This window comes from Kitasatospora sp. NPDC054768 (assembly GCF_053612025.1).
Map to the genome: position 1 here is coordinate 56,767 of NZ_JBSHBN010000005.1, position 20,510 is coordinate 77,276.

The window sequence follows — 20,510 nt, forward strand, 5'->3', positions numbered from 1 at the left end:
CTTTGGGGTTGTGGGGGGGGGGGGGGGGGGGGGGGGGGGGGGGGGGGGGGCGGGGGGGGGGGGGGGCCGCCTTTTTGGGCGGGGGGGGGGGGGGGGGTTTGGGGTTGTTTTGTTGTGGGGGGGGGGGGGGGGGGGCCCTTGGGTCGGGGGGGCGGGGGGGCCCCCGCCACTACGAGTGCCACTAGCAGAAGCGCCGCTACGGGCTACCGCCCCGGCACGGCCGCCTGCGCCGCTGCCGGGGACCGGTGGTCGAAGGCGATCAACGGATCGCCGGTGAGGGGGTGTTCGACCACCGCCGCCCGTACGCCGAAGACCTCGGCCAGCAGCTCGGCGGTCAGCACCTCGCGCGGTGTCCCGGAGGCCACCAGGGCGCCGCCGTGCAGGACGTGCAGCCGGTCGCAGACCGAGGCGGCGGCGTTGAGGTCGTGCAGGGCGACCAGGGTGGTACGGCGCTGCTCCCTGAGCAGGGCGAGCAGTTCCACCTGGTGCCGGACGTCCAGGTGGTTGGTCGGCTCGTCCAGCACCAGGACGTCCGGCTGCTGGGCGAGCGCCCGGGCCAGCAGCACCCGTTGCCGTTCACCGCCGGAGAGCTGGGCGAACCGGCGGTCGACGGCCTCGGCCATGCCGACCCTGGTCAGTGCCTCGGAGGTGATCCGGTGGTCCTCGGCGTCGTCGGCCGCGAAGGCCCGCTTGTACGGGGTGCGGCCCATCGCGACCACCTCGCGGACACTCAACTCGAAGTCCCCGCCGCGCTCCTGGGGCAGCGCCCCGATGTGCCGGGCGGACTGCGCGGGCCGCAGCTCCGCGAGGTCCCGCCCGGCCAGCAGCACCCGGCCGGCGCTGGGCCGCAGGTGCCGGTAGACGGTGCGCAGCAGGCTGGACTTGCCACTGCCGTTGGGGCCGACCAGTCCGGCGATCTCCCCCTCCTCGGCGATCAGGTTGGCCCCGGCCAGCACCGTCCGGCCGGCCAGGGCGACGCTCAGGTCCTCGACGGCGATCCTCAACTGCGCTCCAGTCGTCGGTCCAGCAGGTAGAGCAGGGTGGGGGCGCCGAGGACGGCGGTGACCACGCCGATCGGCAGTTCCTGACCGTCCAGGGCGGTTCGGGCCACCGTGTCGACGACGACCAGCAGCAGCGCCCCGGTGAGCGCGGACAGCGGCAGCAGCCTCCGGTGGTCGCCGCCGACCAGCAGCCGGCACACGTGCGGCACCATCAGCCCGACGAAGCCGATCGCCCCGGAGACGGCGACCAGCACCCCGGTGAGCACACTGGTGACCACGAAGACCTCGCGGCGCAGCCGGGTGACGTCCACGCCGAGCCCGGCGGCCGTCTCGTCGCCCATCAGCATCGCGTTGAGCCCCCGGGCGCGGGCCTGGAGCAGGGCCAGTCCGAGCACCACGGCGACGGCAGGGACGGCGAGTTGGGCCCAGACGGCGCCGCCGAGGCTGCCCATCAGCCAGAACAGCACGCCCCTGGTCTGCTGCTCGTCGCGGGTCTGCAGGACCAGGTAGCTGGTGATGCCGCCGAGGAACTGGGCGATGCCGATGCCCGCGAGGACCAGCCGCAGCGGCGAGAAGCCGCCGCCGCGCCGGGCCATCAGCCAGACCAGCGAGAACGCGGCGAGCGCGCCGGCGAACGCCGCCAGGGAGACGGTGAGGCCGAGCGCGCTGCCGAAGGAGAGCTGGAGCCCGAGGGTGGTGCCGAGGACGATGGCGGCGACCGCGCCCAGCGAGGCACCGGAGGAGATGCCGAGCAGGTAGGGGTCGGCGAGCGGATTGCGGACCAGGGCCTGCACGGCGGTGCCGACCAGGCCGAGGCCGGCGCCCACCACGGCCGCCAACAGGGCGCGTGGGACGCGCAGTTGCCAGACGATGAGGTCGCGGGTGCCGGGTTCGGGGGCCCGACCGGTGAGCCGGCGGGCGACCACCGACCAGACCTCGCCGGGCGGGACGTCCACCGAGCCGAGCGAGACGGCGACGGTCAGCGCGAGCACCAGGGCGACGGCGAGGGCGACGGCCAGCGGCCCGGCCCGCAGGGTGCGGGCCGGGCGGGCTTCGCCGCGCTCGTTGCGAGCGATGGCCGACGTCACCGGCTACTGCCCGCTCTTGACGAGGTCCGGGTGGACGGTGGCGGCGATCTGCCGGACGGCCTCGGCGTTGCGCACCCCCGCGATGGTGGTCACCTCGGAGCCGAGCCGGACGAAGTGCCCCTCCTGGACGGCCTTCAGGCCCTGGGTCGCGGGGAAGCCCTTCAGGAAGGCCTCGGCCTCGTCGAAGGCCTTGCGGGTGGCCTCCTCGCTGCCCCGGTTGCGCACGGCCAGCTGGATCCAGTCCGGGTTCTTGGCGACCACGTCCTCCCAGGAGCCGGGCTTGAAGTCGGCGTCGCAGTCGGCGAACACGTTGCGCGCCCCGGCCTGGGTGATCACGGCGTTGGCGACCTGCCGGCCGCAGACCGCCACCGGCTGCTTGGTGCCGGCGTCGAAGTCGAAGACGAAGTAGCTCGGCCGCTGCCCCTCCGGCACGGCGGCGAGCGCGGTGCGGACCTCGCCGAGCTGCTTCTCCATCCCGGCGACCAGTTCCTCCGCCCGCGCGGCGGTGCCGGTGACGGCGCCCAGCCGGCGGACGTCGTCCTCGATCCCGGCGAGGTCGGTGCGCGGCGCCTTGGCGGCCTTCGGCGTCCCGGCGCAGGCGGTGGAGAGCAGGTACACGTGCTGAATGCCGGCCGCCGCGTATTCCTCCTCGCTCGGTCCGGTGGCGCCGCCGCCCATCATCGGCATCGCGCCGAAGGTGTCCACGTAGAGGTCGGCGCCGGAGCCGAGCAGCTTCTCCTTGGGTATGCCCTTGTCCCCGAGCACCGGCACCTTGGCGCCCTGCTCGGCGACGGCGGCGGGCAGGGTTCCCTTGCCGGGCGGGAAGCCGGTGCCGATCACCCGCTCGCCCGCGCCGAGTTGGAGCATCAGCTCCAGGCCGGCGGCATTGCTGGTGACGATCCTGGCGGGCGCCTTGGCGATGCTGGTCTCCTTGCCCGCGCAGTCGGCGACCTTGACGGGGAATCCACCGCCCGGGTCGTCCCGGACGGTGACGGAGGCGCTCGGCCCGCCCGCGGTCCCGCTTCCGCAGGCCGTGGCGAACAGGGCGACGGCGGCTGCGATTCCGCAGGCGACGCGAGGGCGCATGACAACTCTCTCCTGGTCGGTGACCGTGCTCGGTGACGGTGCTGGTGACCGCGTTGGTGACCGTGCTCGGTGCTTGTCGTGGCTGGGTCGTGGGTGGGTCGTGGCTGGTCGTGCCGAAGGCCCGTACTGCGGACCCGGACCAGGTAGTCGGGCGGCCGGGTCGATGGGTTCCCCGCGATTCGCGACCGGTCGTCGTCGGCGCGCCCTCGCCCCGGAGCCGGACGTAGGCTGGCCGGATGGCCGCCCCCACCGTCCCGCGCGACGATCTCGACCTCCCCGTCCGGCTCGGGCCGCGTCCGCCCCGCCGGGTGGTCTCGCTGGTGCCCTCGCTGACCGAGGCGGTCGCCGCCACCGCGCCCGGGCTGCTGGTCGGCGCCACCGACTGGTGCAGCCACCCCGCCGACCTGTCCGTCACCCGGATCGGCGGCACCAAGAACCCGGACGTCCCGCGCATCGTCGCGCTCGCGCCGGACCTCGTCCTCGCCAACGACGAGGAGAACCGGCGCCCCGACCTGGACGCGCTACGGGCGGCCGGCGTCCCGGTCTGGGTCACCGACATCCGCACCCTGGACGACGCCCTCAGCTCCCTGCACCGGCTGCTGACCACCGCCTGCGGACTGCCCCGGCCGCCGTGGCTGGACGAGGCGGAGGCGGCCTGGGCCCCGGTCGGGAGCGGCGGCACTCCCGCGCTGGGCGACGGCCCGCGGACCGTCGTGCCGATCTGGCGCCGCCCGTGGATGGTCCTCGGCCGCGACACCTTCGCCGGGGACCTGCTGTGCCGCCTGGGCCTGCGGCTCGTCCACGCCGACCACCCCGAGCGCTACCCGGCCGTTCCGCTGCCCGAACTGCTCGCCTGCCGACCCGAGTTGGTGGTCCTGCCGGACGAGCCGTACCGCTTCACCGCCGAGGACGGCCCGGAGGCGTTCCCGGGCATGCCGGCGGCGCTGGTCAGCGGACGGCACCTGACCTGGTACGGCCCCTCGCTGGTGACCGCCCCCGCCGTGCTGCGGCGGGCCCTCGACCACCCGTACGGTCCGGGCGGCGGAACGGGCGCCTCGTAGGACGACCGCCACTCACCGACGGCCGCCGATGACACGGGGGGCACGAGGGTTGAGCGAGGGCGGGAGGGAAAGCACCGACTGAGGGCAGGTGCTCCGGAACGTGACAGGGCCCGGGACGCGTGTTCGCGTCCCGGGCCCTGTGCCCTGCGGCCGTGTGGCCTTGCCGGCTTGTGTCGTCAGCCGCGCGCGGCGGTGACGGCGGCGCCCAGCGCCTCCTTGATCCGGGGACCGAGGCGGGCGAAGCCCAGCTCCTTCATGGCCGCCCGCAGCAGTTCCTCGTCGGTCCGCTCGACGCCGTCGCCGTCCACCCACCGCACCACGGCGAGCAGCTCGTCGGCGGAGTAGGCGGTCACGGGGCGACCGGGCGTGAAGTCCGGCTTCACGGGACGGACCTCGGCCTCCGGCTCGGCAGCGGGGGCTTCGGCAACGGCGACAGGCTCGGGCTCGGCCACCGGCGCGACCTCGACGGTCGGCTCGGGCTCGGGCGCGACGGCAGGATCCTCGGCCTCGACCACCGACTCCGCCGCCTCCACGGCAACAGCCTCGGGCTCGGTCTCGGCGACGGGCTCCTCGACAGCGGGCTCGGGGTCGGTGGCCGGCTCGGGCTCGGCAGCCGCCTCGGCGACCACGGCCTCAGCCGTCTCGATCTCGACCTCGACCGCAACGGCAGGCTCGTCCACCTCCGCGGCCGGCTCGTCGACGGTGGGCTCCACCGCGACAGCCACCGGCTCGGCCTCGACCTCAGCCTCGGCCGCAACCTCGGCGGCAGTCTCGGCAGTCTCGATCGCCGGCGCATCGGTCTCGGCGGCGGGCTCCTCCACCGCGTTCACCTCAGCCTCAACGGCGTCGGTGACCTCGGCGGTCGGCTCCTCGACGGCGGGCTCCGTCACGACGGCCTCAGGCTCGGTCTCGGCCACTGGCACGACCTCGACCTCGACCTCGGTCTCAGCCTCGGCCGCAACCTCGGCGATCGGCTCCTCGACCACGACCTCGGCGGCGGGCTCCTCGACCTCAACGACCTCGGCGGCCGGGTCGGCCTCCGGTTCCGTCTCCGCCGGGGTCTCGTCCACGGCCTCATCCACGGCCTCGGCCAGGGCGGCGGTCGCGGCCGCCACCAGGTCGTCGGCCGCCGGGGAGGGCGCCGGGAGGGTGACCACCGCGGCCTGGGCCTCCTCGTCGGCCTGCTCCGTCGCCGGCTCGTCGTCCGCGACACCCGTGTTCGACGACATCTCCGCCTCGACCTCGGCGTCGGTCTCGACCTCAGGCGTGATCTCGGCCTCGGCCTCGGCCTCGGCCTCGGGCTCGGGCTCGGGCTCGGGCTTGACCTCGACCTCGACCTCAGCGGCCGCGGGCGCCGCGGCGGCCTCGTCGGCCTCCTCCGCCGGAGCGGTCACCGGAGCCGGGGCCTTCTCTCCCAGCCCGTCCCGCTGCCCACCGGCCAGCGCCTGCAGGGCAGCCGCCTCGGCGTCAGCCAGGTCCACCGACTCCTCGGTCCCGGCCTTATCGGCCACAACCTCCTCGGCACCGGCCTCGCCGTCGACCTCGGCAGCGACCTCGTCCGTCGCCTCGGCAGCGTCCTCGGCCTCGGGCTGCTCCTCGACCGCCGCATCCCCCGTGGCGGTGGCCTTCTCCCCGAGCCCGTCCCGCTGCCCGGCGACCAGCGCCTGGCGGGCCGTGTACGCGGCCTCGGCGGCGCGGCGGTCGGCCTTGGCTGCGGCGAGTTCGGCGAGCAGGTCGGCGAGGCCGGCCTCCTCCAGGCCGACCCGCAGGCCGCGGATGGTGGGCAGGCGGTAGAGGGTGCCCTCGTCGGCGGCGAGCCGCTCGACCAGGTCGATCAGCTCGGCGAAGGGCAGCCCGTCCAGGTCGTGGTCGGGAAGCAGGCGGGCGAGGCCGCGCAGGCCGGTGTTGATCGCCTCGAAGGCCTGGGCGGTGCGGTCGACCAGGGCGCCGGCGCCGGGCACTCGCGGAAGGGTGCCGGCCGGGGCGAGCGCGGCCCAGGCGCGGCGCTCGATCTCGGCGGAGGTGAGGGCCTCGTGCAGGTCCTCCCGGCGGATGCGGCGGTCGGTGGCGAGGGCGACGGCCTGCTTGCGCAGCGAGCGGCCGCGCAGCCAGGAGAGCTTGACGCCGTTCTCGCGGCGCCAGGTGCTGTCGGCGGTGGCGGCGGCGAGGGCGCCGAGGTCGGCGTCGTACGCGGCGGGGAAGAGGGCCGTGGAGGTGCGGTGCACCCGCTGGAGCATCTCGACCAACAGCACGGTCTTGGCGACGGTGTCGGGCTCGTCCAGCTTGACGTCGGCGGCGAGGGCGGTGACGGCCTCCCAGGTCTGCTGGAGGTCGCTGCCGCGCAGTTCGGCGAGGGCCGTGGAGGCGGCGCGGGCGTCCTCGGGGGTGGCGACGGTGTCGACGGCCGCGTACCAGGCGTGGGTCTCGGCGGTGAGCGTGAAGGCCCCGAGCTCGGCGTAGCGGCCGAGGTCCTCGCGGAGGTCGGGCTCCGCGGCGGCGTCCTGGGGGTCCTTGACGTCTGCGGCGTCGGCGACGTCCGCCGGGTCGGCTGCGTCGGCGTTGCGCGAGTGAAGCACTGTCATGTGAGGTCCGGTTCTGGGCGACGACGGCGGGGCTGGCGGCGAGGGGGCGGCGGACCGGTTGCGCGGGGTCGCCCCTGAGGCGGGGCTGGGGGGCGCGCGGGCGGGCTGCCGGTTGTGGACGCCCAGAATACGGGTGCCCGTTCGAGGCTTGCACGCACCCACCGCCCCGACGGGCGGGTGTCGTGTGCCATACCGCCCGCCTGGCCGCCACTCGGGCGGTCCGCCCGGGTGGTCGGGCGTTGGTCCGGACGGGTGTCTCCGCTGCTCACGGCTCCTCCTCACGGCTCCTCCTCGCGGAACCCACCGCGGCTGTTCACCACGGCTGTTCACCGCGGCTCCTCTCGACGGCCCTCGGCCCGACGGTAGCCCCGGCGGAACCGCTCCATCGGCACCTCCCGGACGCCACGTCCCCGTACCGGGCCCGGCCGGCCGGGCGGCGGCCGGTAGCCGGCCCGGCCGAGGGCCTGCAGATCGACCGGCGCGAGGTATTCGCTGAGCGCGGTGCGGTGCCACCACGCGCCGGTTTCCCGCAGTTCGCGCCAATCGGTGAACCGGTAGAGGTAGAGGGTCGCCCGGACGTGGGTCGGCGGGGCGTCCGGGAAGGGGTTGTGGCGCAGCAGGCGCAGAGTGGCCCGGTCGCCGGACAGCAGGCGGGCGACGAAGGGGAGGAACCAGGGGCGGGCGTAGGCGGAGGAGATGCCGGCGAACCACATCAGCCAGTCGAGCCGCAGGTGGTAGGGCGCGAACTGGCGCGGGCGGCGGCGCACGTCGCCGGGCTTGCCCTTGAAGCCGTACTCGCGCCAGACGGTGTGCGGGGTGAGCACCGTCTCGTCGGTGCCCTCGACCACCACCTCCTGGCGGAACCGGTTGACACTGCCGAAGGCACCGTAGGTGTTGACGAGGTGCAGGCGGTTGAAGGAGCGGTTCATGGCCTGGCCGCGGGAGATCATGTTGCGCACCGGCCAGTAGCTGAGCACCAGGACGGCGGCGGTCAGCGCGATCACCAGCACCTCGTACCAGACCGGGGTGCCGGGGTAGGCGCGGGCGTGGACGGGCAGGCCGAGGCGGGCCGGTTCGACGGCGGCGAGGGCGAGGGCGATGGTCAGCCAGTTGAGCCAGGCGAAGTTGCCGGACGCCACCAGCCAGAGCTGGGTGGCGATGACGGCGCAGGCCGCGCCGCTCGCGACCGGCTGCGGCAACAGCAGGCCGACCGGTACGACGAGTTGGACGATGTGATTGACGGCGGCCTCGACCCGGTGCAGCGGGGCGGGCAGGTGGTGGAAGAACCAGCTGAGCGGTCCGGGCATCGGCTGGGTCTCGTGGTGATACTGGAGGCAGGTCAGGTCGCGCCAGCAGCTGTCGCCGCGCAGCTTGATCAGTCCGGCGCCGAACTCGACCCGGAAGGCCAGCCAACGCATCAGCCACAGCACCAGGGTGGGCGGGGCGGTGTCGGCGTCGCCCAGGAAGGCGGCGAGGAAGCCTGCTTCGAGCAGCAGGGACTCCCAGCCGAAGGAGTACCAGGTCTGCCCGACGTTGACGATGGAGAGGTAGAGGGTCCAGAGCACCGCCCACAGCAGGATCGACGCCCAGAGCGGGACGGCGTCGCCGAGCCCGGCCGCGACGGCGGCGGCGAGCGCGGCGCCGCTCCAGGCGACGGCGGCGAAGAACCGGTCGCTGTAGTGGAGGTGGAACAGGCCGGGCGACCGGCGGAACGGGACCCGGGCGGTGAAGCGGGGCACCGGCAGCATCCCGTCGGCGCCGATGAGCGCGCGGAACTGCCCGGCGGCGGCCAGGAATCCGATCAGGTAGAGGGCGGCGAGCAGGCGTTGGACGAGCAGCCGGCTCAGCCAGTAGTCGGGGGCGGCGAACCAGTCCATGCGGCCCATGCCTACCATCCGGTGCCCCGGGCACGGGCCCGGTCGGGGCGGCGGAGCGGGGAGGGTTCACCCGCTCGGCCCGGGCGGCGGGCCTCCGGCAGTGCCCGGCGGACGCGGACAAGCACGGGAACGTCACCCCGCGGGCACCCGGCGGGCTCCCGGCGCCGGACGGCAGCGTGGCGGGGTCCTCTCCACGGGGGTGAGAGGCGCCCCGCCACGGTGGTGGACGGTCCGCACCCGGCCGGGGTTCAGGCGGGCAGGCCGGGTCCGGCCCCGCCGGCGACGGCGGAGCGGCCGGGCACGGAGGCGCCGCTCTGCTGGAGCCGGTCGACGAGCAGGGCGGCCAGCGTGCCGAGTTCCTCCTCGGTGCGGGACTGGGCGGTGATGTCCATGCCGACGGTGAGGACGCCGTTGATCCGTCCGGTGAGCGCGGCCCGCAGCGGGGTGCAGGTGAAGCTGAACACCTGCCGTCCGCGCTGCGCGTCGGGACGGGCGGAGTCGATCCGGACGTCGTCGAGGACGGCGGTGCGACCGGTGTGGTACGCCTCCACGACGGTCTGTTCGAGGCCCGCGGCGCCGAGCTGCGGGTAGGCGGCGCCGATCGTCCCGTAGGCCGTCGGCGCGCCGAAGGTGTCGGTGTGCTGGGCGTTGGCGTACCGGATCTCCTGGACCGGGCCCTCGGTGAGCATGATGGGGAACGGCGAGCCGTCGAAGGCGGCGAACATCTCCTGGCGCTGGGCGAGCAGGCTGTCGCGCAGCCGGATCTCGGAGAGCAGCGCCTCGGCGAGGTGCTGGATGTCGCGCAGCCGCTCGCGCCCCCACTGCCGGGGTTCCCGGTCGAGGACGCAGACGGTGCCGATGACGGTGTTGGTGTCGTCGACGAGCGGAGCGCCGAGGTAGGCGCGGACGCCGAGTTCGTCCACCACCGGGTTCCCGGCGAACCGGGGGTAGGCGAGGATGTCGTCGAGGGCGAGGGGGGAGCGCTGGGCGACGACGTGCGGGCAGAAGCCGTGGCTCAGCGGCATCTCGCGGGTGGGGAGGTCGAACGCGATGCCGCGGTCCGCCCAGGACGATCCGTCCTCGGCCCTGGCATCGGTCGAACTTGGCGGAATGTAGAGCCCGCGGAACATCTGGCGTTCGTCATTGATGAAGTTGACCATCGCGATGGGAGCGCGCGTGATACTGGCTGCGAGGTGGGCGAAGCGGTCGAAGGCCTCGTCCGCGGACGGGTCGTTGAGCCCGAGGCCGCGCAGCCTGCGGGTTCGCGCGGACTCGCCGGAGGCACCCGGGAACTGGCCTTGAGTGCTCATCACATCAGTCATGGCGCACATGTAACCAGACATCAGAACAGCCGGACCGTCCCGATCGACCGTTCCTCAGCCTTGCCGATGGCCAGTCAAAACTGCACGTGAACGACCGGTCGACGGACCGTCACGGAAGCGAAGATCGATTCCCGGCCGGGGCCGGGGCGAAACCCCTCCGGGCGGGGACGGGCCGAATCGCGCCAATCCAAGATCGACTCTGGGCTGCCCCGGCACCCCATACAACAATGAGCCCTGCCGAAGACACGGACGATGCCCGCCACCGGGACACCGCCCGGTGACGCATGCGCCGATCGCACCGGGGCGACCGGCCGGAACTCCCGCACACCCACCGCCCCCGCGGGGTTGCCGGAGCGGCATCGACGGCACGAACGGAGGCACGGCACCGCACACACCGAGAGGACCGGAGCATGGCGATGGACTACTTCACCGACGACCGTCACGAGGAGCTTCGCGCCGAGGTCCGTGACTTCGCGGAGAAGGAGGTGCGTCCGCGGGTGGCCGGGATGGAGGCCGAGCGGAAGATCGAGTTCGAGCTGGCCCGGCAGATCGCCCGCCAGGGCTGGATCGGCGTGACGATCCCGCGGGAGTTCGGCGGCCTCGGCCTGGGGCACGTCGCCAAGACCGTGATCATCGAGGAGTTGGCCCGGGTCAGCGGGGCCGCCGGCTCGATCGCGCAGGCCTCCCAGCTGGGCGTGGCCAAGGTCCTCCACTACGGCTCCCAGGCCCAACGCCGCAAGTGGCTGCCGAAGTTCGCCTCCGGGGAGTGCCTGCCGACCATCGCCGTCACCGAGCCGGAATCCGGCGGGCACGTGCTCGGGATGACCGGAACGGCGGTGCGCGACGGCGACGAGTACGTGCTCAACGGCCGCAAGTGCTTCGTCGGCAACTCCCACATCGGGGACGTGCACGGCGTGGTCCTGCGCACCGGCCAGGGCAGCCGGGGCCTGTCCGCCTTCCTGGTCGAGAGCGACCGACCCGGGTTCCGCACCGGCTCCCCCGGGTCGCAGAGCGGGCTGCACGGCTTCAGCTTCGGCGAGATCCTCCTGGAGGACTGCCGCGTCCCGGCCGGCAACCGGCTCGGCCGGGAGGGGCAGGGGCTGGACGTCGCCTACTCCTCCTCCACGCTCTACGGCCGGATCAACCTCGCCGCCGTCGCGCTCGGCATCCACACCGCGATCGTCGAGGACACCGTCCGGTTCGCCGGGGGACGCGTCCTGTACGGCCAGCCGCTCAGCCAACTCCCGAACATCATGCTCAAGCTGGGCGAGATGCAGTCCCGGCTGATGACCGCCAGGCTCGCCGCCTACCATGCCTCCCACCTGCTCGACCACGGCCGCGCCTGCGACGCCGAGCTGATGAACGCCAAGCTCATCAACACCGAGTACGCGCTGGACTCCGCGCGCAACGCCATGGAGATCCACGCCGCCCGCGGCCTCCAGCCCGAGTTCGGCATCGAGCGCTACCTGCGGGACGCCACCCACGTCTACCCGCCGGCCGGCACCTCGGACGTCCAGCGGCTGCGGCTCGGGCAGTTCGCCTCGGGCACGTACGGCAAGCAGTGGTCGGCGGAGCTGTCCGACCTGACCAGCTGGGCCTGGAGCGAGCTCGCCGCCCAGCGGGAGGCCTCGGTGGAGAAGCCGCCGGGGAGGGGCGGACGGGTGCTGCCGATGCCACTGGCGGGCTGAGGCCCCACCTGCCACAGCGGCACTTGACCTGTTCCTGGCGAATTCCTCGGGGGGTTGTCCCCGCCCTCCGGGAACCGTCGGCACCATCGGGGCGAGGGCCGCGAGCTGCGGCGATGCACCGGCGGACCCTCCGGCCCGAACCCCGCTCCGACGCCATCAGCCCATCAGGACGGGCCAGTTGATATTGCGTCGACGCCGCCCGGGGCTGATAGCGTTCCGTGCCGTCGACGGCCGTGCTGCACCGCGCCGGAGCAGTGACAGCACGTCACCGGCTCCGGCACCCCCGGCCCCGACTCCCTGAAGCCCGGCCGCGCCGTACGGGATCGACCCCGCCGCTCGGACCCACCGGTCCGGACCGGCGTCCCGGTCCCGCGACTCGGCCCTGCAGCAAGGAACATCGGCCCTGCAGCAAGGAATCAGATGCCAGGCATACCGGCCCCCCGCACGGGCCACCGCGCCGGCCGGTCCGGCTCGCTCCGCGGCCCGCTCCTCTCCCTCGTACTGGTCCCCAGCCTGGGCCTCGCCGCCGCCTGGGGCTACGCCGTCCACCTGCTGCGCGACTCCGGACAGCGCACCGCACTGCTGGCCGGCAGCGCGGCCGTCGCCCTGGTGCTGCTGATCAGCCTGGTCCGTGGCGTCCGGACCGCCTGGGCCCTGTCCGCGCGGCTGTCCGGACTGCGGGCCGACACCTTCGCGCTCGCCCAGCAGGAGATCCCCGAGGTGGTCGGACGGCTGCGCGCCGGGGAGCAGGTGCCCGCCCCGGCCGTCTGGGCACCGTCCCGGCGGGCCGGCGACGACGTCCAGCAGACCTCGGAGGGCCTCGCCGCCGTCCGCCAGGCCGCGATCGCCGCCATCGTCCACCAGGCCCAGGGGCGCGAAGGGACGAAGAAGGTCTTCCTCAACATCGCCCGGCGCACCCAGATCCTGATCCACCGGCAGATCAGCATGCTGGACGCGCTCGAACGCGAGCACGAGGACCCGGAACTGCTGCGCGAACTGTTCGCGGTCGACCACCTGGCCACCCGGATGCGGCGCAACGCCGAGAACCTGGTCATTCTCGGCGGCGCCCTGCCCGCCCGGCGCTGGCGCAACGCCGTGCCCATGGTCAACGTGCTGCGCAGCGCCGTCTCGGAGACCGAGAGCTACTCCCGGGTCGTCGTCCAGGGCGTGCCGCGCGTCTCGCTCGACGGACAGGCCGTCGCCGACGTCATCCACCTGGTCGCCGAGCTGATCGAGAACGGCACCACCTTCTCCCCGCCGTACACCCAGGTGCAGGTCTCGGCTCAGGAGGTCGGGGAGGGCCTGGCGGTCGAGGTCGAGGACCGCGGGCTCGGCATGACCGAGCAGGAGTACCAGCGGTTCAACGCGTACCTGGCCAACCCGCCCGAGCTGGACGTCTCCGCGCTCGGCGACGACCTGCGGCTCGGTCTGTTCGTCGTCGCGCGCCTCGCCTCCCGGCACGAGGTCCGGGTCTCGCTGCGGCCGTCCCCGTACGGCGGCACCCGGGCGGTGGTGCTGGTGCCCTCGGCCCTGCTGGAGCAGGCCGGACACCCGGCCGCGGTGCCCGGACTGCCGTCGGGGGCCCGGATCACCCGGGCTCCGGTGTCCGAGGGGCAGGCGGGGCAGGCGGGGCAGGTGGGGCAGGCGGGGCAGCCGGAGCAGCCGGAGCAGGCGGGGCAGCCGGAGCAGCCGGAGCAGGCGGGGCAGCCGGAGCAGGCGGGGCAGGCGGGGCAGGCGGGGCAGGCGGGGGCCGAGGACGGCCCGGGTTCCGGCTCCGGTTCAGGTCCCGCGCCCGACGGCCTCGGACCGGGACCGTCGGACGCGGCGGCAGAGGGGCTCGGCGGGCCGCTGGGTGGGGTCCAGCAGGCTCCGGGGCCCTTCGGCCTCCCCGGGGCTCCCCCTGTCCCCTACGCCACGGACGGCCCCCGCACGGGCGGCGCAGGGCTCGGCGATGTCGCCGGTGTTGCTGGTGCCCCCGGGGTCGCGGGTGTCGCCGGGGTCGCGGGTGTCGCCGGTGCCGTCCGCGCCGATGCGCCGCCCGCCAACGGGGGCTTGGCGGTCGGCGCCGAGATCCCCGGGCTGCCCGGCGCCGTGGTCGTGCCCCGGCCCGTACTGCCGCGCATGTACGACCTGTCGGGCAGCCCCACGGGGGGACACACGGCCGGACTGCCCGCCGTCAGCCGCGCCGACGGCCCGGGGACGGGCCCGGGGACCGACCCGAAGGACGACACGGGCGATGGCCCGGACCGGGGACCGCGCACGCCCCGGGTCCTGCCGCGGCGGGCCCTCGACGCCGGGCCGGACGTGCCCCGGGGCGAACAGTGACGACGCGGCGCATCGGACCCCTGCACGATCACCACCGGACGCCGAGTGGTCCCGCCGCCCTCCGGCTCACCCCGCTCCCGCGCAGGAGACCCGAAGCCGCCGGACGGCGGCGAGGCCCCGGCCCAGGTGGCCCGGCGGCCCGCCGGCCCGGCAGCCTGAGCGGGCCGACTCGGCCTCAGGCCTTGGTGTGGACCGGGTGGAGCTCGGCGAGCGACCCGACCAGCGGGGCCAGCTCGGGGACCTCGGTCGCCTCGGCCAGCGTCGCCTCCAGGGCGGCGTCGTGCACCGGACGGGCGGCCGTCAGCAGGTCACGGCCCTCGGCCGTCAGCTCGGTGTAGATGCCGCGCCGGTCGTCCGAGCAGAGGAAGCGGCTGAGCAGGCCCCGGTCCTCCAGACGGCTCACCAGCCGGGTCGTCGCGCTGCTGCTCAGCGCCGCCGCGCGGGCCAGCTGCTGCATCCGCATGTGCCAGCCGTCCTGGCGGGAGAGCGCGTCCAGCACCGTGTACTCGACCACCGAGAGCTTGAACTCGGCCTGGAGCGCCTTCTCCAGTGCGGTGTCGATCATCCCGTGCAGCGCGGCGAGCGTCCGCCAGCCGCCGGCCCGGACCTCGGCCGCATCGTCGCGGATTCCCATGGCTCGCCCACCCTTCCGTCGCGCTGCTCGTGCCGTGAGCCGGACGAGGCCCCGTGCGAGGTCTCGTACCGGCTCTGGTACGAGGTCTCGTCCTGTTGTCTTCCTACGACAAGTATGCCAGTTGGCGCGGAATACCGGTCTGTGCAAATAGTTCGACTTGTACCCCGGCGGCCCCTCCCCTGCCGGCCTGCCGTGGAAGTCCCCTCACTCCTCCCCGGACCAGGCCGCCGCGCACAGCGCCGTGGCCAGCTCTTCGGTGTAGGAGGCCGCCGCCAGCCAGGCGGCGGCGAAGGCCTCGTGGTCGTCCGTGACGATCCGGCCGAAGACGTCGCGCTGACGGTTGGCAGCGGTGGCCCGCAGAGCGTCGAGGAGCTCGGCGGCCGTGGCCAGCCCGGCGGCACGCAGCAGCGCGCGGTCGGCCGCCGCCGAGGCCTCGCTCGGGACGAGGGCGTGCCGGCCGGTGGTGACCGTCTGCTCGACCCGGCGCCCGAGCACGTGGACGGGCGGGCCGTACGGCGCCGGGGCCGTCGGCCCGTCCGCCGGCCCACCGACCGGGCCGGGCCCCGCGAGGTCGGCGGTCTGGAGGCGTTCGAGGCCGAGGTTGACCCGGCCCGCCCGGGCCGCGGGCAGGGCGAGTCGGTCCGGCGTGCCCGGGGGCGTGCCGATCGCGAGCAGGCGCAGCTCCGGACGGTCCGCGCGCTCCAGCCGGCCGATCACCCGCAGCCGCAGGCCGGGCGCGGTGGCGAGCAGCGCCAGGTTCGCCCGGAACGGCAGGTCGGGGTGTTCGTGCGCGGGGCGCAGGACGATCACCGGACCGCCCGAGCCTCCCGGACCGTCCTCCGCCGGGCCGCCCGCGGCGCCCCCCGCCGTGTCTCCCGCCGTGCAGCGCGCCAGCAGCTGCGGCGTCCCGCCCGGGCCGGTGGGGGCGGTGCCCAGCAGGGTGACGTCCAGGAACAGCAGGTCGCTCCCCGCCGGGCGGCTCTCGTACGGCCGTTCCTGCGCCGCGAGCGCCCGGGCCACCTGTGCCGGAGCCGGTTCGGACCAGAGCCGGGCGGCCGGCTCCGCCGTCCACGCCGTGCCCGCCGCACGCACCGCCCGGACCAAGGCGCCGGCGCCCAGTCGGCCGCCGGTGGACCTGGTCGCGCCCTGGACGGCCAGCCCGGCCCGGCTCAACTCGCGGTGGCTGAGCGCGGCGTCACCCAGCCGGACCGTCCGGTTGCCCGCCCCGACCGCCTGCGGGGCGGCGGCCGCCGCGTCGTCGTGCGGCATCACCTCGGCGATCGTGCTCAGGCGCCCGTTGGCATCCACCGCCCAGCTGACCGCGCCCGCGTGCGTCGCCGTCAGCACCGGCTCGGCGAACAGGCCGTAGAGCCGCAGACCCCCCTCTTCCCGGTAGGCCTGGCGCGCGGTGCCGCGCAGTTCGGCGACCGGGGCGGCGCCGGCGGCCAGCGCGGCGGTGAGGCCGAGCAGTTCGCGCAGGCCCGCCACCAGGTCCACCAGGCGGTGGTCCGGCGCGCCGGAACGCGCCGCCCGGACCCTCGTCGCGACGGTGACCGCCGCCGAGGCCGGGCGGTGCAGGCCCGCGAGGCGTGCCCGGTGGGCGGCGCGCAGCAGCTCGGCCTGGGAGACGGCGCCCGCCCCGCTCACCCCGGCGGCCAGGACGGCGGCCGCGGCCTCGTGGAGGTGGCGGACGGCGGCGAGTTCGACGGTGGTGAGCGGGGCGGGGGCCGTCCGGTCGGTCGGCGCACCGGGCGTCTCCGGGGCTCCTTCCCGGCCTTCCGCGGCCGCCGACGCGGTGCCGCCGTCGGGCGCGGGTCCGGGCCCGGCCTCGGGCCCGGCCTCGGCCTCGGCCTCGGGGTCGGGCTCAGGCCCGGCCTCGGCGAGCGGGCAGAGGGTGACGGCGGCGGCCCGGTGCACGCAGGCCGGGGCCAGCAGACAGCCGCAGCGGACGTCGGCCTCCACCACGACCACCCCACCCGGGGCGTGCAGCACCAGCAGCGTCTCCTCGTCCACCTCCACCCGCCACTCGTCGCCCTCCCGGGCCACCGGCCGCTCCGCCAGCTTCGCCGCCGCGCCGTCCAGCCGCTTCTGCAGCCGGGCGCTCAGCCCGGCCACCACCTCGGCGACCACCTCGGGCCGTACGCCCGGCCAGTCGCTCGTCCGTGCCGTCACGCTCATCGCACCTTCTCCCCCACCCAGCGGGCCAGTTCCAGCGGGCTCAACGCCGCCACGGGCATCCCGGCCGCGACCAGTTGGCCCGCGACCGCCTTCGAGTAGCGGGCCGTCCCGGTGTCGTCCAGCGCCGCACAGCCGAGCAGGTGCACGTCGGAGTCGACCAGCGCCCGGGTCTGGGCCAGCAGCCCGCCGATCGGCCCGCCCTCCTCGAAGTCGCTGATCACCGCGATCAGCGTGCGGGACGGCACCGTCACCAGCTCCCGCGCGTAGCGCAGCCCGCTCGCGATGCTGGTGCCGCCGCCGACCCTCACCTCCAGCAGCAGGCTCAGCGGGTCGTCCACCCGTGCCGTGAGGTCCAGGACCTCGGTGGAGAAGGCCACGAAGTGGGTGCTCAGCGAGGGCACCCCGGCCAGGATCGAGGCCGTCAGCGCGGCCCACACCGTGGAGGCCTCCATCGACCCGGAGACGTCCACGACCAGGATCAGCCGCCAGTCGTTGGCCTGCCGAGCCCTGGTCCGGAAGACCGGGCGCTCGGGCACGATCAGGGTGCCGCCGTCCGGCCCGGGCCGGACGGTGGCGAGGTTGGCCCGGATGGTCCGGTCCAGGTCCAGCCCGCCGCCCGGGCGGCGGGACGGGCGCGGCACGGCGATCCCGGTCAGTGCCGGGCGCAGCCTGGTGGCCAGCTCCCGGTTCAGCTCGTCCACCAGCCGCCGCACCAGCGGGCGCAGCCGGGCCACCCGGGCCTCGGGCAGACCGCCCGCGTGGTCCAGCACGGTGCGCAGCAGCTCGACGGACGGGCGGACGGCGCCGGGGTCGATCGTCTCCAGGACGTCGGTACGGCCCTGGGCGACAGCGGCGGCCAGCACCTCCTCGCGCACGCCGGGGCCGAACAGCGACTCCAGCTCCTCGGCCCACTCCCGCACGCCGGGGTACGGGGCCTCGCGGCCTCCCCTGCCGCCCCGGCTGTCCAGGCCCGGGCCGGAGCCCTCGCCGTGGCCGGTGCCGTACAACTCGTCCAGGGCCGTGGCGAGTCGGGCACCGCGACCGGTCAGGCCGCCGTCGCCGGGGCGGCCGAGGAGCAGCCGCCAGCGCTCGGCGGGGGCGAGGGTGCGGGGCGCGGTGGTTGTGGTTGTAACGGTCGCGGCGGTCGCGGCGGTCGCGGAAATCGTGGCGGTTGGGGCGGTTGGGGCGGTCGTGGCGGGGAGCCGGGTGGGAGGCCGCTCCGAGGCCGTGGCCAGCGGCGCGACCGCCGGGGGCAGGAGGCCGCGGCGGGCGAGGGCCGCCCGTGCCGCGAGGTCCGCCCGCACCCAGCCGGCGAGCACGGCCGGGCCGGCCTCCTCGGGCAGCGCGGCGAGCCGGGCGCCCAGGCTCTCCTCGACCAGGGCCAGCAGCCGGTCGCGGGCGGCCGGACTGAGCGTGTCGAACCCGCCGCGCAGGGCGGGCAACCGGTCCAGGAAGGCGTCGTCGGGCAGCGAGGTGACCCGCTCCAGCACCGGCTCCAGTGCCTGCGGCGCGGAGTCGAACAGCCCCTCCGCCGCCGTCAGCAGACCGACCAGCGCCCGCCCGAGCGCCTGTCGCGTCTTCGGACCGGCCGCACCGTCCACCCAGGAGGCGGCCCGGCCGCCCAGCACCTCGGCCGGCTCCTGCCCGAGCAGCACCCGGACCGCACCGGCCGCGCCCCGTACCAACGGGCTCCCCCGCTCGGCGAGTTCGGCCAGCGTGTACGCCAGCCGCACTCCGCCGAGCCGGTCCGCCCGCCGCACCAGCTCGACCAGCGCCCGCGCGTCCTGCGGATCGTCCGACCCGCCCACGCCCTCCAGTTGCCGCACGGCGGCAATGGTGAGCACCTCCCCGGCCGCGGCGAGCACGGGCCGACCCGCCGGAACGGCGGAGGCGGGGGCGGAGGCCTCCCCTCCGACCGGGGCGTAGCCGGGGAAGTGGCCCGCGGTCAGCCGGTCGACGAGCGCCAGGGCGTCGAGGAGGTCGGGCAGCGTGGCGGAGGTGGGGAGGACGGTGGTGAGTTGGGCGAGGCGGGTCTCGGCGAGGGCGGGGAGGGCGCAGGAGGCGGCGGCGGTGAGGCCGTCGATGATCTCGCGCGGGGTCGGCTGGTCGGTGAGGCCGGCGCGCAGGGCGCCCTCGGCGGCCTGCGCGGGGGTGACGCCGCGGGTGCCGGCGACGGTGAGCATGGCGGCGCTGGCGGGCGTCCAGTGCAGGCGCCAGCGGGTGCCGAGGGTTTCGGTGCCGCCGGCGCCGGTGGTGGCGACGGGCTCGGCGTAGGGGACCTCGCAGACGGTGAGCCGGTGCAGGAGGATCTCGCGGCGGCGGTCGAGGTCACTGCGCAGCGGGTCGAGGCGCAGGTCCCGCGGGCCGGGGTCGGCGGGGCCTGGCAGGCCGAGGCCGGCGAGGAGCGTCTCGACGGCGGGGGCGAGTCCGCTGCGCGGGGCGGCGGGGGTGGGGCGGCCGGTGCGGGTGCCGACCAGCACCTGTTCGAGGGCGCGGGCGACGGCCCGGCCGCGGCCCAGGGGTTCGCCCTGGGCGAGGACGGTCTGCACCGCTTCGACGAGTTCGCCGCGGCCGGGGGCGGCGTGGCCGCGCAGCCGGGCGAGGTCGCCGGCCAGGCGGACGATCTCGCGGGCGTCGGCCGGGCCGCTGGGGTGGTCCTGGCTGCGCAGGGCGGCGCAGATCCGGACGGCGGTGGTGGTGAGCGCCTCGGCGAGGCGTTCCGGGTCGCCGCCGGCGTCCAGGACGGTGTGCTGCCACTCCGGGTCGCGGATGCCCGCCGGGTAGCCGGAGCGGGCGTCGAGCAGCGGGTAGGTGTACGGGATCAGGGACAGGACGTGCCCGGGGTCGTCCGGGTGCGGCGGCTCCTCGGCGGCGAGGGGGCCGTCCAGCAGGGCGGGGGCGTGGAAGGCGCCGATCACGGCGGCGACCCGGCGCCCGCCGGCCGAGGCGTCCTGGATGCGGGCCCTCATCCAGGCCTCGCGGCGCAGGTCGTACGGGTCGACGCCGGGGCCGCGCTCGGCGTCCCGGCGCAGCGCCCAGCCGACCAGCAGGGCGGCGCGCCGGACGGCTTCCGGGGAGGAACCCGGGGCGGCCGTCTCGACCAGACGGTCCCACAGGTCCTCGTCGGCGTCCCGGCCGGTGAGGCGGTGGCGCAGCGCGTCGGCGACGCCGGGTGCTTCCGGGCCTCCGTCGGTGCGCCTCGACTCCCCCGCCCGCTCCCCAGTCCGCTCCACGGCGCGCTCGCCGCCCCGCGCGGCGGCGCGGTGGGCGAGCGGGAGGTCGCAGGCGATGGCCTCCACCCCGTTGCGCCGGGCCCAGCGCAGGGCGGCGAGTTCCGGGGAGAAGTCGGCGAACGGGTAGAAGGCGGGCCCGGCCGCCTCGTCGGGCCCGGCCGGGGCCGCCGCGAGGGCGACCGGGGCCAGGGTGGCCTCGTCGGCGAGCCGGCCGAGCCAGGGCTGGAACTCGGCGGGCAGCTCGACCAGGACGGCGTCCGGCCGGGCGGCGTCGAGCAGCGCGGGGACGACCGCGCTGAGGGACGGCGCGTGGTGGCGCACGCCGATCAGGTGGGGCCCGGGGCGGCCGGTGCCGGAGGCGGCCAGCCGGTCGGCCTCGGCCCGGACCGTCCGGTCCGCGTCGTCCGGGCGGGGGATCTCCGCGCTGCTCATCGG

Annotated in this window: 12 protein-coding genes; 3 read left to right on the plus strand and 9 right to left on the minus strand. The window is 75.8% G+C overall.

Annotated features, from left to right (window positions below; translation table 11 throughout):
* Nucleotides 1–203: 203 nt before the first annotated feature.
* The 3 genes from ACWGKU_RS02595 to ACWGKU_RS02605 are packed head-to-tail and all read right to left on the minus strand — an operon-like array spanning nt 204 to nt 3,175.
* The gene (locus tag ACWGKU_RS02595; protein ID WP_359900381.1) at nt 204–1,004 is read right to left on the minus strand and encodes an ABC transporter ATP-binding protein; all 801 of its coding nucleotides are present in this window, start codon (nt 1,002–1,004) and stop codon (nt 204–206) included.
* Nucleotides 1,001–2,089 carry a FecCD family ABC transporter permease gene (locus ACWGKU_RS02600; protein ID WP_452177705.1) on the minus strand — a complete coding sequence of 363 codons (1,089 nt, stop codon included), beginning with the start codon at nt 2,087–2,089 and terminating at the stop codon, nt 1,001–1,003. The genes ACWGKU_RS02595 and ACWGKU_RS02600 overlap by 4 nt, the downstream gene beginning before the upstream one ends.
* Nucleotides 2,090–2,092: 3 nt before the next feature.
* A complete protein-coding gene (locus tag ACWGKU_RS02605; protein ID WP_452177706.1) occupies nt 2,093–3,175 on the minus strand; it encodes an ABC transporter substrate-binding protein in 1,083 nt (360 codons plus the stop codon).
* Nucleotides 3,176–3,411: 236 nt separating this feature from the next.
* Here ACWGKU_RS02605 and ACWGKU_RS02610 point away from each other — a divergent pair, with 236 nt between their 5' ends.
* A complete protein-coding gene (locus ACWGKU_RS02610) occupies nt 3,412–4,236 on the plus strand; it encodes a helical backbone metal receptor (RefSeq protein ID WP_452177707.1) in 825 nt (274 codons plus the stop codon).
* Between the two features lie 176 nt (nt 4,237–4,412).
* On the opposite strand, the gene ACWGKU_RS02615 is transcribed toward ACWGKU_RS02610, so the two are convergent.
* From ACWGKU_RS02615 to ACWGKU_RS02625, 3 genes are all read right to left on the minus strand, one after another.
* Nucleotides 4,413–6,818: a hypothetical protein gene (locus ACWGKU_RS02615; protein WP_452177708.1), complete on the minus strand. Its 2,406-nt coding sequence runs from the start codon at nt 6,816–6,818 to the stop codon at nt 4,413–4,415.
* 326 nt (nt 6,819–7,144) lie between these two features.
* Nucleotides 7,145–8,695 carry a lipase maturation factor family protein gene (locus ACWGKU_RS02620; protein ID WP_452177709.1) on the minus strand — a complete coding sequence of 517 codons (1,551 nt, stop codon included), beginning with the start codon at nt 8,693–8,695 and terminating at the stop codon, nt 7,145–7,147.
* Between the two features lie 248 nt (nt 8,696–8,943).
* Complete coding sequence (locus ACWGKU_RS02625; RefSeq protein WP_401051326.1) at nt 8,944–10,017, minus strand: GAF domain-containing protein; 1,074 nt, start codon at nt 10,015–10,017, stop codon at nt 8,944–8,946.
* A 410-nt stretch (nt 10,018–10,427) separates the two neighbouring features.
* Between ACWGKU_RS02625 and ACWGKU_RS02630 the strand changes: the two genes are divergently transcribed.
* Nucleotides 10,428–11,705 carry an acyl-CoA dehydrogenase family protein gene (locus ACWGKU_RS02630; protein ID WP_401051329.1) on the plus strand — a complete coding sequence of 426 codons (1,278 nt, stop codon included), beginning with the start codon at nt 10,428–10,430 and terminating at the stop codon, nt 11,703–11,705.
* 420 nt (nt 11,706–12,125) lie between these two features.
* Nucleotides 12,126–14,030: an ATP-binding protein gene (locus tag ACWGKU_RS02635; protein ID WP_452177710.1), complete on the plus strand. Its 1,905-nt coding sequence runs from the start codon at nt 12,126–12,128 to the stop codon at nt 14,028–14,030.
* A 175-nt stretch (nt 14,031–14,205) separates the two neighbouring features.
* On the opposite strand, the gene ACWGKU_RS02640 is transcribed toward ACWGKU_RS02635, so the two are convergent.
* The 3 genes from ACWGKU_RS02640 to ACWGKU_RS02650 form a co-directional block, all read right to left on the minus strand.
* Entirely contained in the window at nt 14,206–14,664 is a 459-nt protein-coding gene (locus ACWGKU_RS02640) for a MarR family winged helix-turn-helix transcriptional regulator (protein ID WP_401043256.1), read from the minus strand.
* A 204-nt stretch (nt 14,665–14,868) separates the two neighbouring features.
* Nucleotides 14,869–16,842 carry a hypothetical protein gene (locus ACWGKU_RS02645; protein ID WP_452177711.1) on the minus strand — a complete coding sequence of 658 codons (1,974 nt, stop codon included), beginning with the start codon at nt 16,840–16,842 and terminating at the stop codon, nt 14,869–14,871.
* Nucleotides 16,839–20,507: a DUF5682 family protein gene (locus ACWGKU_RS02650; RefSeq protein ID WP_452177712.1), complete on the minus strand. Its 3,669-nt coding sequence runs from the start codon at nt 20,505–20,507 to the stop codon at nt 16,839–16,841. The genes ACWGKU_RS02645 and ACWGKU_RS02650 overlap by 4 nt, the downstream gene beginning before the upstream one ends.
* Nucleotides 20,508–20,510: the final 3 nt, after the last annotated feature.

Bases quoted from the DNA above. Each gene is read 5' to 3' on its own strand.
- ACWGKU_RS02605 (WP_452177706.1), bottom strand. From the start codon at position 3,175: ATGCGCCCTCGCGTCGCCTGCGGAATCGCAGCCGCCGTCGCCCTGTTC.
- ACWGKU_RS02610 (WP_452177707.1), top strand. From the start codon at position 3,412: ATGGCCGCCCCCACCGTCCCGCGCGACGATCTCGACCTCCCCGTCCGG.
- ACWGKU_RS02615 (WP_452177708.1), bottom strand. From the start codon at position 6,818: ATGACAGTGCTTCACTCGCGCAACGCCGACGCAGCCGACCCGGCGGAC.
- ACWGKU_RS02620 (WP_452177709.1), bottom strand. From the start codon at position 8,695: ATGGACTGGTTCGCCGCCCCCGACTACTGGCTGAGCCGGCTGCTCGTC.
- ACWGKU_RS02625 (WP_401051326.1), bottom strand. From the start codon at position 10,017: ATGACTGATGTGATGAGCACTCAAGGCCAGTTCCCGGGTGCCTCCGGC.
- ACWGKU_RS02630 (WP_401051329.1), top strand. From the start codon at position 10,428: ATGGCGATGGACTACTTCACCGACGACCGTCACGAGGAGCTTCGCGCC.
- ACWGKU_RS02635 (WP_452177710.1), top strand. From the start codon at position 12,126: ATGCCAGGCATACCGGCCCCCCGCACGGGCCACCGCGCCGGCCGGTCC.
- ACWGKU_RS02640 (WP_401043256.1), bottom strand. From the start codon at position 14,664: ATGGGAATCCGCGACGATGCGGCCGAGGTCCGGGCCGGCGGCTGGCGG.
- ACWGKU_RS02645 (WP_452177711.1), bottom strand. From the start codon at position 16,842: ATGAGCGTGACGGCACGGACGAGCGACTGGCCGGGCGTACGGCCCGAG.
- ACWGKU_RS02650 (WP_452177712.1), bottom strand. From the start codon at position 20,507: ATGAGCAGCGCGGAGATCCCCCGCCCGGACGACGCGGACCGGACGGTC.